Origin of the sequence: [Eubacterium] eligens ATCC 27750, assembly GCF_000146185.1 — a bacterium.
Lineage (GTDB): Bacteria > Bacillota > Clostridia > Lachnospirales > Lachnospiraceae > Lachnospira > Lachnospira eligens.
Genome location: NC_012780.1, coordinates 561,486 through 574,729 on the forward strand (window position 1 = coordinate 561,486; position 13,244 = coordinate 574,729).

Here is a 13,244-nt window from a genome sequence, read left to right on the forward strand (position 1 = left end):
CATTAATTATTTACATAGTATATAGATTTTTATCTGTTTACGAAATTTTCATAAATATCCACATTATAAAAGCTGCCACTCATTTACTATAAAGTGGCAGCTTTGGTATGACATTTTTATTATACTGATTTATTTGGTCTTATAACCAAATTCAGGAATTGTGCTCCATCTGTTACGGAAGTAGTGTGCAACCATCTTTGGTTTTCTGTCTCTTGTAAACAGTCCCTTCTTATTGCCTTGTACTCTTAACAGGCTCTGGCTTGTTGCAAAGTCTGCGAAGTTCCATGCCTGTTCACCTACAACAAAGTCGAATTCATCAAATACTTTATTATTCATCTCATAATATTCTACCTGATATTCTTCTGTATACATTACAGATGTTGTATCATGGAGTCCGCTCACTGTATCAGCTCCATATTCTGTGAACATAACAGGCTTTCCAAGTTTACCCCAGTCTGAAAGTTCTTTACGAAGTCCAATCTCTGACACCTCAAGATCAGGACCACCAAAATACCATCCATAATATCTGTTAAGACAGATTACATCACTTAATTGAGATGAGCAGTCTGTATCAGCAGTTGTTCCCTGAACACTTACTAATGTACATGGTCGTTTCTGAGGATCTAATTCTCTTGCAAGATCATATAAAGGCTTAAAATAGTCATATGCACCTTCTGCTGCTGAATCAGGTTCATTAGCTATGCTCCACATAACAACACATGCATGGTTCTTATCTCTTGATATCAAATCACGGATAACGTCCTTATGGTGTTCCTGTGTCTGCACTCCATGCTCCTTATCAAATGTTCCTATTCTCTCTCCACCAAAATTAGCTCCTCCACCGAACTGAAGATTGACTCCTACTGCTGTTGTTTCATCAATAACAACAATACCTTCTTCATCACAAAGTCTCATCATCTCCTCGCTATAAGGATAATGACTTGTTCTGAAGCTGTTAGCATGCTGCCACTTCATAATTGATATATCCTTTGTATTCATAGGCAGATTTATTCCACGGCCATTAGGAAATGTATCTTCGTGCTTTCCGTAGCCTTTAAAATAAAATGGCTTTTCATTAATTAAAAACTTTGTACCATCTACTCTTACACTTCTTACACCATATGGAAGTGTATACACATCCTGTCCTGCTGTTACCTTTATCTTATAAAGATAAGCATTTAATGGCTGCCATAATCTTACATTACTTATCTCAAATGTGCCTTCTGAGCCTTCTGTTTCTGAAAGCTTTGTGCCTTCTTCATCAAATAATTCAACTTTACATGTTATGTTGTTGTAATCTTTTCCTTTAATTTCAACATTGTAATTAAGTACTGCCGATGGTTCTTCTTTTGTGAAATCAATATCAGCTGTAACTGTAATATCATTGATATATGTCTCAGGTGTAGTATAGATTTTTACAGGTCTTGTAATTCCACAATAATTAAAGAAATCAAAATTAGGATTGTTCTGTGGTTTGTCAGATGCACCTGCACCCATGCCACCCATCATTCCACTCATCATGTTAGCCTTACCACCAACTGGCAGAGTTGTGTAATCAATAACATTATTAACCGCAATGGTAAGGAGATTATCACCATCCTGTAAATCATCATTTAATTCTACTTCAAATGGAAGAAATCCTCCTTTATGCTCACATATCAGTTTGCCATTGAGATATATCATGGCATAATGTGTAACTGCCGCACAACGTAATACAATTCTCTGGCTCTTTACATATTCTGGAACTGATATATTTCTCTGATAAAATACCCATCCATAATGATCCCTGAAATCTGTTCCCTCCTTAAGATCATTATAAGAAGCTGGCACAGGCATTGTATCCGCATCTTTCAAAGGTTTCTCATACCATTTTTCTTCAAAACCTTTTCCATTATCTAACTTAAAATCCCAAACTCCGCTTAAATCGCTTAATAATCTTGACTGTGTTAAAACTGGATATAACATAATTAATTCCTCCTGATTTATATTTATAATATTTTTACTGCTGTTCCCTAGTTGCTCTTATTTCTTTTAACTTAGCTGCATTTGCTTCTACTCTCTTTTTATTCAAAGGATATAAGAATATTAATGCAAGCAATAATAATGTCATTCCGGCTGCCGGCATAAGACATGTCACATTGTAGATTCCGTCAATAACCTTAGGATCAAATGCTGTAGCTGTTGTATAACCAACAATCGAAAGAAGTACGCCCGCTAAACCTGATGAACATGCCTGTCCTAACTTTCTTGCAAATGAATATACTGAGTAAATTGTACCATCCTGACGTACACCATTCTGAACTTCTGATTCATCGATAACATCCGTAATCATAGCCCATATAACCATGTTAAACATTGAAGTACCGATTGTTGCTATAATTATTAAAGCTATCCAAATCCATACATTATGTGTGTGAATTATAAATAATGTTATAAATGAAGCTGCACTGATAATACATCCTATAACTGACAATTCTTTCTTTCCAATTTTTGATGCAAGCTTTGTAATAAATGTTGAAAGTAAAAGTATTACTATTGTTCCTGAAAGACTTGCAATCGACATTGCTTTTATATTGCCAAAATAATTTGGATAAATATATGCGTTCATGTTACTTAATGATAACTGTGCAAGTAAAAATACCAATGCACATACTATAATGCCTATTAAAGATCTATTATGGGCAAGTTCCTTTATAAGCTCTCCAAACGAGAATTTCTGTGTGTTCTGTCCAACCTTAACTCTTTCCGTTGTCATTTTGTAGCAAAGCATATAGCAGATTACGGCTCCTATTGAACATACCAAAGCACCAAGCATCATTTTCTGACCGGATAATACTGAATTTCCTGCTTCATCTGTATAATACACTACAAGTGGTAATACAACTCCTATCGCAGTCTGAGCAAGTGTAGCTCCTATTGTTCTCCAGTTAGAAAGAGAAGTTCTGTCTGTCGGATTGTCTGAAATCGCTGATGCCATTGAACCATAAGGAATATTAATTCCTGTGTAGCATATACTTCCCCAAAGAAGGTAAGTAAAAAACATCCAGAAAATCTTAAATCCCATCGGCATATCTTTAAACCATGTCGCATACATCAGAAATGATGCTAACGCAACAGGACCGCACATTCGTCTGAGCCATGGTGCAAATTTGCCTTTCTTTCCCGGTCTGCTCCTGTCAACTATCTGTCCCATTGTTACATCAGTTATAGCATCAACAAATCTTGCCGCCATCATCATAAGACCGACCAGTGCTGCTGAAACCCCCATAACATCAGTATAAAACTTCAACAAAAACATAGCTGATAACAAAAAAGTAAAATCGTTACCGAAATCACCAAACATATAACCAAGCTTGTCTTTTATACCAAATGGCCTCACCTTTCCATTGTTATCTGTCATAATAAAACCTCCATCACTTTATTAAATATTATAGATATTTTTTCTTTAAAGACCGTCCTTAAATATTATGTGCACTATTATGTGCTCTCTTTTCTATGTCTTTATATTAACCTATAAATAACATACCCGTTATTACAGATTTTAGTATATCTAGTATTATTTTTACCCATACATTTTTTATGGCAAAAATTGTACTATAAAAAATCAAATCATTACTAACATGTCAGTATTAGTTCTGTAACATGTTAGCATCAGTCAGCATGACATGTCAGTTTATTTTTATGCTTTGAATTTTTGTTTTCTTCTGTTATTATAATATAGTAATAAAAACTGATAGAGATTGGAGGTTTATATGGACTATAAAGTATATCTGGACTACACCATGGAACTATTATCTAAGATAAAAATCCCATCTTATATAATTGACACACCATTTCTCTGGGATGACAGATATGATGGTGAATTAAGAAAAACTATCCTCAGTGATGCATTTTTAATTAATCATAAAGAAACATTTCAGGACTTTATTAACTGTTCTGGCAAAAATAATACAATTCTTCTGATTCATGACAGTTTCGCTTGTGATTATATATATATTAAATTGCCCGACTCAAAAAAAGCTTTCTTTGCCGGACCTTTTTCATTTGAAAAGTTTACCAATCAAAGAATTGATGATTTATGTTCATACAATTCAATACCACCAAGATTTACTGATTTTATGCAGCTTTATTATGCCGCACTCCCGGTATTTGCAGATGAACGATGTATAGAAGCAATTATAAACTGTTTATGTAGTAAATTATGGAGCAGTTACACACTTGAGAAAAAACATTTTCTTAATAAAAATGCTTCTGAATACATGTACAATGATTATACCCCCGAACCGACAAAGCAATCCATTGAGGTTCTAGAACAACGCTATAATGATGAATCTCTTCTGATGGAATATGTTGCTCATGGTGATTTTGAATCAATTGACAAGCTTGCTCATCTTAATTCATCTGGAATTAAGCCCCGCCTGTCAGATTCAATCCGCGATAGAAAGAATTTCATGATAATTCTTAATACCCTTTGCAGGAAAGCTGCCCAATCAGCATATGTTCATCCTATTCATCTTGATGAGATATCACGCAAATTTGCTATCAGGATAGAATCCTGTACCACAATTGCCCAGCTTGAAACCCTGGAAAATGAAATCACGCGTAAATATTGTCTGCTTGTTCAATCTTATTCTTTAAGAAAATATAGCAAACCTGTCCAAAATATTATTAATTATATCTCGTTTAACCTTACTGATGATCTCAGCCTTAATACTATTTCTGCTGAATTTGCTTTAAACAGCAGTTATGTATCTTCTCTGTTTAAACGTGAAACCGGCTCAACGCTCACTAATTTTGTTAATAATAAACGTATTGAACACGCTATCTACCTGCTCAATACAACCAAGCTTCCTATACAGGACATTGCTGTACAATGTGGAATTACAGATGTTAATTATTTCACCAAGCTTTTCAAAAAAATCAAAAACATGACTCCTTCTCAATATAGAGAAATGATTCAATAAATAAAAACAACCATCTGGATACCTGTTGATTTCCGGTATCCAGATGGTTGTTTTTAATTGTTTTCAAAATAATCAGGATAAATTATTCTTAACTTATCAATCTCATTAAAAATTCTGTTAATATGTCCTTTAATAACACGAAGATACATTCTTTTATCTTTTTTCCTTATTGCATCTATAAGCATTTCATGTTCCTCATTAGTTTTAACACTAATAGAACTATTAAGCTCTGCTAAGAAACGTATTCTGTTATAATGACTCATCTGCATTTTAATTATATTAGCAGCAAGCTGTTCTCCTGAGCTTTCATATATAAGTTCATGAAAAGCATTATCGATTTCAATCCTTGGAACTTTTTCGTTACATTTATCATAATTAATGAGACGGCTGTTTAATTCTTCCATCTTATCAAGCATCTCATTGCTGACATGCTCAAAAACCGGGTCTACCATACCCACTTCAAGACTTTTTCTGACAAACCATTCCTGTTCAAAACGTCTGCAATTAATACTTGCAACATATGTGCCTGACTGAGGTATTATTTTGAGAAGTCCCTCCTTTTCAAGATTAACAATTGCCTCTCTTGCCGGTGTTCTCGAAACATTATACCTTACAGCTATCTTCTGTGCACTTATTGAATCTCCCGGTACAAGCTTGAAATTCATGATATCGTATTTTAATTTTTCGTATGTGTCTTCGTTTAATGATTTTTCCATAACCCTGCGGCCTTTCTTATACTATGAGCCTGCTTGTTATATATATTAAAGGTATTTTTTAAGTGTATTTCTTATAGCACCCTTTCCTGCTATCTCTTCAACAAACATCTCTTCTATTTTATCGCCAATTCCTGCTTCATATAAATTTATACCAAATATATTAGCATTTGACAATAAATTCTTAAGCTGTCCTGTATAAGATGATATGTCACCTATTTTTATACCTGATAAATGCTTCTTTAATTCATCTGCCATCGGATCTGGAGACAATTCGAAGCTTTCGCCATTATCATCAATTCCAAGAAGATATCTGCACCATCCTGCAATTGCCAATGGAATCGCTATTAATTCTTTGGCACTTCCGTCCTTTGCAACATATGACTTAATTGTTTCACCATACCGTATTCCTACCTTCTGTGAAGTATCTGTCGCTATTCTTTGCGGTGTATCAGGCATAAAAGGATTAGGTATTCTTACATTAAGAACTTCATCCACAAACTTCTGTGGTGAAATTATCTCCGGATTAATTACCACAGGCATTCCCTCAGATAACCCAATTCGTCTCACAAGCTCTGAAAGTTCCTTGTCTTTCATTTCATCAGCAATCAGATTATATCCTAATAAGCAGCCATATACTGCTAAGGCTGTGTGTAACGGATTAAGGCAGGTTGTTACTTTCATACGCTCAACCTTATTAACTGTCTGTCTATCAGTCATAAACACACCTGCTTTTTCAAGCTGAGGTCTGCCATTAGGGAACCTGTCTTCTATTACAAGATACTGTGGTCCTTCAGCATTTACAAATGGTGCAATATATGTCTTCTTAGATGTTATCACCGGACTCATATCCTCAACACCTGCTTCCTCTAATGCTTTAGCAACACTATCTGCTGGTCTTGGTGTAATTTTATCAATCATAGACCATGGAAATGATACAAGCTCTTCATTATTCACATAATCAACAAAATCATTACCAACAAATCCTTTTTTATTCCACTCACTTACCATCTCGGTTATCGAATTTCTAAGTTTCTCTCCGTTATGTGAGCAGTTATCCATTGATACAACTGCAATCGGTGCCTTACAGGCTTTAAAACGTTCATACAAAAGTGCTGCTGTTACTGCCATTGCTGATGTTGCTTTTTCTGGTCCATTATCAATGTCTTCCCTGATAAAAGAAAAAAACTCTCCTTTAGAATCCTTCAACGCATAACCTTTTTCTGTAATAGTAAATGACACCATCTGAAGCCCAGGGTCAGCAAATATCTCCTTTAATCTTTCCCATTCCTTCTGCGAATATGATTGTGCCTTAATAGCTTCTGTAAGTGAACCAAGTACCTTTTTTTCTGTATTTCCATCCTCCTTCAATGTAACAGCCATAACAAGATTATCAAATGGCTTATATATTTTATCTACTACATCGAAGTCAAATGTTTCAACACATGTAATGCCTTTATCTGAAACTCCTTGTTCTAATAATGAATCTGCAATTCCACCAATGAATATCCTGAAAATATTGCCAATACCAAAATGTACCCATACAGGTGACTTTTTTGTATCCTCTGCAACCTTTTCAACATCATATGAAGGCAGCTTTATGCCAGCCTTTTCCCAATCTGTCGTATTCTTAATACCATTTATTGAAAGTTTCATAATATCCTCCATTATGTCATAAAAACCCAATGTTAATAATTACTTTGATGATTTATCAATAGCTTCCCATAAGCCATTAAGGTATGTTGCACCTAAAGCCCTGTCATATAAACCATAACCTGGCATAGCCACCTCATCCCATATCATTCTTCCATGGTCAGGTCTTATAATGCCGTCAAAACCTGTATCATATAATGTTTTCATAATCTTATACATATCCATAGAACCATCAGATGATAAATGTGCTGCTTCTTCAAAATCCCTAGGTGAATTATATTTAAGGTTTCTCACATGTGCAAATGGTATTCTTCCTCTGCACGCCTTGATAATCTCACAAATATCATTATTCTGGTTAGAGCCAAATGAACCCGTACAAAGTGTTATTCCGTTATATGGTTTATTTACAGCATCAAGAAGTTTTGTAACAGAATCCTTACCTGTCATAATTCTTGGAAGTCCAAATATAGGCCACGCAGGATCATCCGGATGAATACCCATCTTTATATCATACTTCTCACATACCGGACCAATTGCTTCCAGAAAATATACCAGATTATTAAACAGTTTCTCTGCGTCAACATCTTTATACATTTCAAAAAGTTCTTTTAATCTGTCAAGACGCTCTGGTTCCCATCCTGGCATTACGAATCCATTAGACATCTTTGCAACTGATTCCTTCATATGCTCCGGATCAATCATATCAACTGTATCCTGATTATATGCAAGCACCGTTGAACCATCAGCTCTTTCTCTTGCAAGTTCTGATCGTGTCCAGTCAAATACAGGCATAAAATTGTAACATACCACATGAATATCCGCTTCTCCAAGAGCCTGCAAAGTCTTTATATAATTGTCAATGTGCTCATCTGCCTTAGCTGTGCCAATCTTAATATCATCTGACACATTAACAGATTCAATACCAGCGATTCCCAACCCGGCATCTTCAACAATCCTTTTAAGCTCCGCTATTTCCTCTGGAAGCCACCGCTCCCCAGCCTGCTTACCAAAAAGCGTTGTAATAACATTCTTTACGCCTGGAATCTGTCTGATCTGCTTAAGTGTTACGCTGTCGTATCCTGGTCCATACCATCTCAATGTCATATCCATAACAAAAATCCTCCTTTTACATAACAACATTATTATTCTGTACCATATTTGCATAATTATTTGCTATGTGTATACTAACATGTCAGTTCTAACATGTCAATGTATTTTTTGAGTTTATTTTGTTATGTTTTTCAATTTATTTTGATATCTTTTCCTTCTGCTTCACCATATTGACATGAGTAATTCCCATCACCCTGTCATAGAACATCTGCCGTGTACTGCTGAACAGACATAATATGAAATCTATCGCAAAATATGCCGTAACCATAAGGCACAATACACATACTGCTATACTGACAGAGAATCTCCACCCATAAGCCTTAAGTGCCACATGATAAAGATTATATGCATATACAGGAGAAGGCAGGCTTAAAACATACAGAATAAAATATCTTCCCATAAGCCTGAAAACATTCACTCTCCTGTGAGTATCAGCCTCAATATTCTCAGCTTCGTAATCAGCAGCCTTATTATCTCTTTTCTTGCTCTCTGCCCTCACTAGTCTTATATTAACAAGTGCCTTGCCTATAGTTCTTCCCTTAGTAACTGCTGTAACTATTGTAAATGCAATAACTATATATACAGCTATGACAACCAGATATCTTACATCGTACACAGCATTCATAAACTTTTCTTTATCTATTGCAAAAAATACGGCAACCGGAGCCATTATCACAAGCATATCCAACGCCCATGCTATTATTCTTCTGAATTCCGACACAATCTGTCCTCTGTTGTAAGCAACCTCATCCATTCTGTCACGCTTTGGAAGCATGAAAACAACCGCCGGCGCAACCCAGAAGCCCACCATTCCTCCAAGTGTGTTACATATCAGATCGTCCACTTCAAAGAATCTGTATGGATAAGGATATATTCCATACAAGCCTGACAACTGCGTAAGCTCAAAAAACAGGCTGTAGCAGAATGACATTATAAGCACCTGCCACCATTTTCTCTTAAAATAGTATCTCAGATACACACCAAATGGCACTAACAGCAGAATATTGAAAGCAATCTGCCAGAAGTCACCACATTTGAACAGATTAATATATGTTGCCGGATTCGATAAAGTAATATTCACAGTAGCAACAACTCTTCTTACTGCGTCAAATGGCACCAACAGCATACATGCCGAATCCGGTGTCACTGAATCAATCGGAGGCAGCGGAAGCACTGTCATAAAATATGAGGTAAGCATGTAGAATATAAATGTGTACACAACCCCTGTTCTTATTACAAGTATTGAGCCATATTTATGATATTCGTATATTATATATGGCAGTGTGAAAAGCACGGCAAGAACCGGGAACACATAACACGCTGAAATTATCGGTTTTAAGTATATTTCCATGAATTATCTCCAGTCCACATTCTTGGCATTAATCGCTTTTTCTTTAAGTGTTGCCAGTCTCTTTATTGCTTCATTAAGTGTATCGTCCTGCTTTGCAAAATGAAATCTAACAAGATTATGCACATCTTCCCTGAAAAAGCTTGACCCCGGAACTGCCGCCACACCAACGAACTGTGCCATCCATTCGCAGAACTTCACATCATCTTTAACTCCGAATTCACTCACATCAACAAGCACATAATATGCCCCCTGTGGGTCTGTGTATTTTAATCCCAGCTTCTTAAGACCGCCTACAAATACCTCTTTCATATGTGCATAATGTGCGGCAAGTTCATCATAATAGCCATCACCAAACTCTAATCCCACAACTGCTGCCTCCATCAATGGTGCGGCTGCACCAACTGTAAGGAAATCATGTACCTTTTTAACTCTGTCGATTATCTGTGGGTTAGCAATAACATAACCTAATCTCCAGCCTGTTATTGAGTATGTCTTAGACAGCGAATTGCACACTATCGTTCTTTCTCTCATGCCCTCAAGCGACTGCATGTAAATATGCTTATTAGGTGCATACACAATATGCTCATACACTTCATCTGTAACAACATATGCGTCATATTTCTTAGCAAGTTCAGCAATTGTCTGCATTTCCTCCATTGTAAACACCTTACCGCATGGGTTGGAAGGATTACACAGAATTAATGCCTTAGCGCCCTGTCTGAATGCATCTTCTAACTTTTCCTTATCAAAATGAAATTCTGGTGGAACTAATGGAACATATATCGGCTCTGCGCCTGAAAGAATTGTATCTGCACCGTAATTCTCATAAAAAGGCGAGAATATTACAACCTTGTCACCCGGATTAATAATACTAAGCATTGTAGCCATCATTGCCTCTGTACTTCCGCATGTGACAACAATCTCTGTCTCAGGGTCAATCTTAACACCAGAAAAATGTTCATATTTCTTAGCAACTGCATCTCTGAAATTCTTAGCTCCCCATGTCAATGCATACTGATGAGGTCCTTCGCCTGCAACTCTTGCAAGCCTGTCTGTTATAGCCTTTGGTGGGTCAAAATCAGGAAATCCCTGTGATAAATTAACTGCACCATATTTATTAGCAACTCTTGTCATTCTTCTGATGACAGAGTCTGTAAAATTTGCTGATCTGTTACTTAACTCTTTCATGTAAATGTGTCCTCCTTATTCTATACGATATTTTAATTGTAGTTGATACTACATTGTTATTAATTTTTTTAATTCATCTGAAAAGAACTCTTTCTCTGTTTGAAACAAGTCTTTCTTTATTTCATAAAATAATTTATTATATGTACTCTCTCCCTCATATTTCTGCAGAATAAACATTATTTTCTGTGGTCTTGTACAATAAGCTGTAATAGGATTATTCAATAATGTAGTTGGAATCGGGACTTTGGTATTGTCCACAATCTGCGTTCCTTTTTTCTTTATCCTTGAATCATACCCGATTACTCCACATTCATTACCTGTAGCCATTTCAAAATCATTATACCGCGTCACCAAATCTTTTGCGCCTATCTTATAACACTTGCTGTTTCGCAAATTCAACATCTGTTCCATAACAGCTGCTTTTGCATACATAGTATTTGAATCTCTTCTTGGTTTACAATCTTCTCTTTTTATTATTTGCTTTTCACAAGCCTCATAAAATGCTGTCGCACTCAATGTTTCGCTTTTAATTCCTGCCAGATGCATAAAATTATTTTTTCCATATCTTACTTCATAATAATCATATACATCTGACTTTTTTTCTCTAAATATAAATAATAAAGTAGTATCTGCATACTCTGAATACAATTTTGCACTTTTACACAATATCGTTAATAATTCTGTTGGACTCAGCATTCTTGTATTCTGTATTTTATACTTCATAATTCTCCTTAATGTAAAAGAGGAACCTTCCCACCGAAGGTTCCTCAATAACTCAAATCTTTAAAAACTGGTTTCATTATGGTGCTTTGCCACCAAAATCACAGGCTTCTCACCCGTCTGGCTTGATTATCCTCTATGCTTAAGAGTAAATGCAAAGTTTTTACGTTGCCAGTGCAACGGAAGCAAACACCTTATGCTTCATGTCCTGTCATCAGGAAGAGATTTCTCTCTTGGTACTATTATTATACTCAGAGTTTGGAAAATTATCAACTTGTTTTTTACAATTTTTATTATTTTTATCAAATAATATCACTGTTCACAAAATTCTCACAAACTTTCCAACTCATTTTCACATTTCCCATTTAATATAAACAATGTCGAAAGACAACAGACAAACTTTTTCATAAAAAAGATGGCTGTCTAATCTCCCAATGCAGCAGCCATCGGATGTTTGAAAAACATTTTTCCCCCTCATAAAGAGAGCCGGTATATACGAACTTCAACCCCATTGTCAGTCCGTATATCCTGGCTCTCTTATTTAATCTGCTATATATTCTTTCAGCTTTTTCTCGCTGTCTAATCTGCATGCAACAATAGTAGACATTATCATGTATTTTACCACGCCTTTTGCAATATGCTCCTCGTAACGGCATTTCATATCGACAGGATATCCCGATACAAGAAAATGAATCTGGTACTTATCCTGATTTCTTGATATAAATGCACTTACATACAGCCCATTAAGCACTGCCGTAACTATTTCATCATCAGTAACAGGAATGTTTATCTTATAACCTGGTGATGAAAATGAGACTGCTTCGTCTCTGTTATGGAATCTTCCGTCCGCAATCTCTGCTATTGAATATCCGCCAACATGATTCATCATTGCACCAAGCACTGGCATTTCAAGGTCATTCTCAATTATATAATTGTAACAATCTGTTGGAGTATTAAACATTTTCCTTCTCCATCTCTTCATTAATAGTGTCTTCTGAGGCTGCCATTGCTGCAAGAGTCTTCGTCAGAAGTTCATCAAGTCCCCAGCCAAGCTGCTCTGCTCCACGCTCAATTACTTCTCTTGAACAGCCTGCTGCAAAGCCCTTGCTCTTATATTTCTTCTTTAATGACTTAAGCTCCATGTCCTTAGTACTCTTTGATGGACGCATAAGTGCCGCTGCCCATATAAGTCCTGTAAGCTCGTCTGCTGCAAAAAGCACTTTTTCCATCTCATGCTCAGGTGCAACATCAACTGTAATTCCATAGCCATGAGAAACTACTCCATGAATTATATCTTCTGATACGCCGCCCTCTCTTAAAAGTTCTGGTGCTTTGATACAATGCTGTTCAGGATAAAGCTCAAAATCAATATCATGAAGAAGCCCTACAATTCCCCAGTACTCTGCATCTTCTCCATAACCAAGTTCATTAGCATACCATTTCATAACAGCTTCAACTGTTAATGCATGCTGGATGTGAAAAGGGTCTATATTGTACTTTTTAAGTAATTCAAATGCATCATTTCTTGAAATATGTTCCATTGTT

General features: G+C 36.0%; 11 protein-coding genes. 1 reads left to right on the plus strand and 10 read right to left on the minus strand.

The window, feature by feature from the left end; genetic code table 11:
- Positions 1–129: 129 nt before the first annotated feature.
- Both uidA and EUBELI_RS13080 read right to left on the minus strand, forming a co-directional pair.
- Positions 130–1,965, minus strand: a complete 1,836-nt coding sequence (uidA, locus tag EUBELI_RS13075) for a beta-glucuronidase (RefSeq protein WP_012740861.1) — start codon at positions 1,963–1,965, stop codon at positions 130–132.
- A gap of 34 nt (positions 1,966–1,999) precedes the next feature.
- Complete coding sequence (locus EUBELI_RS13080; RefSeq protein ID WP_012740862.1) at positions 2,000–3,400, minus strand: MFS transporter; 1,401 nt, start codon at positions 3,398–3,400, stop codon at positions 2,000–2,002.
- 352 nt (positions 3,401–3,752) lie between these two features.
- On the opposite strand from EUBELI_RS13080, the gene EUBELI_RS13085 reads away from it, so the two are divergent.
- On the plus strand, positions 3,753–4,964 hold the full coding sequence (locus EUBELI_RS13085) for a helix-turn-helix domain-containing protein (protein ID WP_012740863.1): 1,212 nt from the start codon (positions 3,753–3,755) through the stop codon (positions 4,962–4,964).
- 53 nt (positions 4,965–5,017) lie between these two features.
- Here EUBELI_RS13085 and EUBELI_RS13090 read toward each other — a convergent pair whose 3' ends face one another.
- From EUBELI_RS13090 to EUBELI_RS13125, 8 genes are all read right to left on the minus strand, one after another.
- Positions 5,018–5,680, minus strand: a complete 663-nt coding sequence (locus tag EUBELI_RS13090) for a GntR family transcriptional regulator (RefSeq protein WP_012740864.1) — start codon at positions 5,678–5,680, stop codon at positions 5,018–5,020.
- A 45-nt stretch (positions 5,681–5,725) separates the two neighbouring features.
- On the minus strand, positions 5,726–7,333 hold the full coding sequence (locus EUBELI_RS13095; protein WP_041688988.1) for a mannitol dehydrogenase family protein: 1,608 nt from the start codon (positions 7,331–7,333) through the stop codon (positions 5,726–5,728).
- Between the two features lie 39 nt (positions 7,334–7,372).
- The gene (gene uxuA, locus EUBELI_RS13100; RefSeq protein WP_041688990.1) at positions 7,373–8,440 is read right to left on the minus strand and encodes a mannonate dehydratase; all 1,068 of its coding nucleotides are present in this window, start codon (positions 8,438–8,440) and stop codon (positions 7,373–7,375) included.
- A 136-nt stretch (positions 8,441–8,576) separates the two neighbouring features.
- Complete coding sequence (locus tag EUBELI_RS13105; protein ID WP_012740867.1) at positions 8,577–9,791, minus strand: VanZ family protein; 1,215 nt, start codon at positions 9,789–9,791, stop codon at positions 8,577–8,579.
- Positions 9,792–9,794: 3 nt separating this feature from the next.
- Positions 9,795–10,979, minus strand: coding sequence for a pyridoxal phosphate-dependent aminotransferase (locus EUBELI_RS13110; RefSeq protein WP_012740868.1), 1,185 nt, complete (start codon positions 10,977–10,979; stop codon positions 9,795–9,797).
- 48 nt (positions 10,980–11,027) lie between these two features.
- Complete coding sequence (locus EUBELI_RS13115; RefSeq protein WP_012740869.1) at positions 11,028–11,702, minus strand: PBECR4 domain-containing protein; 675 nt, start codon at positions 11,700–11,702, stop codon at positions 11,028–11,030.
- A gap of 538 nt (positions 11,703–12,240) precedes the next feature.
- Positions 12,241–12,660 (minus strand): hypothetical protein, encoded by a 420-nt coding sequence (locus EUBELI_RS13120; RefSeq protein ID WP_012740871.1) that lies wholly within the window; start codon positions 12,658–12,660, stop codon positions 12,241–12,243.
- Positions 12,653–13,240 (minus strand): HD domain-containing protein, encoded by a 588-nt coding sequence (locus tag EUBELI_RS13125; protein WP_012740872.1) that lies wholly within the window; start codon positions 13,238–13,240, stop codon positions 12,653–12,655. The genes EUBELI_RS13120 and EUBELI_RS13125 overlap by 8 nt, the downstream gene beginning before the upstream one ends.
- Positions 13,241–13,244: the final 4 nt, after the last annotated feature.

Bases quoted from the DNA above. Each gene is read 5' to 3' on its own strand.
- uidA (WP_012740861.1), bottom strand. From the start codon at position 1,965: ATGTTATATCCAGTTTTAACACAGTCAAGATTATTAAGCGATTTAAGC.
- EUBELI_RS13080 (WP_012740862.1), bottom strand. From the start codon at position 3,400: ATGACAGATAACAATGGAAAGGTGAGGCCATTTGGTATAAAAGACAAG.
- EUBELI_RS13085 (WP_012740863.1), top strand. From the start codon at position 3,753: ATGGACTATAAAGTATATCTGGACTACACCATGGAACTATTATCTAAG.
- EUBELI_RS13090 (WP_012740864.1), bottom strand. From the start codon at position 5,680: ATGGAAAAATCATTAAACGAAGACACATACGAAAAATTAAAATACGAT.
- EUBELI_RS13095 (WP_041688988.1), bottom strand. From the start codon at position 7,333: ATGAAACTTTCAATAAATGGTATTAAGAATACGACAGATTGGGAAAAG.
- uxuA (WP_041688990.1), bottom strand. From the start codon at position 8,440: ATGGATATGACATTGAGATGGTATGGACCAGGATACGACAGCGTAACA.
- EUBELI_RS13105 (WP_012740867.1), bottom strand. From the start codon at position 9,791: ATGGAAATATACTTAAAACCGATAATTTCAGCGTGTTATGTGTTCCCG.
- EUBELI_RS13110 (WP_012740868.1), bottom strand. From the start codon at position 10,979: ATGAAAGAGTTAAGTAACAGATCAGCAAATTTTACAGACTCTGTCATC.
- EUBELI_RS13115 (WP_012740869.1), bottom strand. From the start codon at position 11,702: ATGAAGTATAAAATACAGAATACAAGAATGCTGAGTCCAACAGAATTA.
- EUBELI_RS13120 (WP_012740871.1), bottom strand. From the start codon at position 12,660: ATGTTTAATACTCCAACAGATTGTTACAATTATATAATTGAGAATGAC.
- EUBELI_RS13125 (WP_012740872.1), bottom strand. From the start codon at position 13,240: ATGGAACATATTTCAAGAAATGATGCATTTGAATTACTTAAAAAGTAC.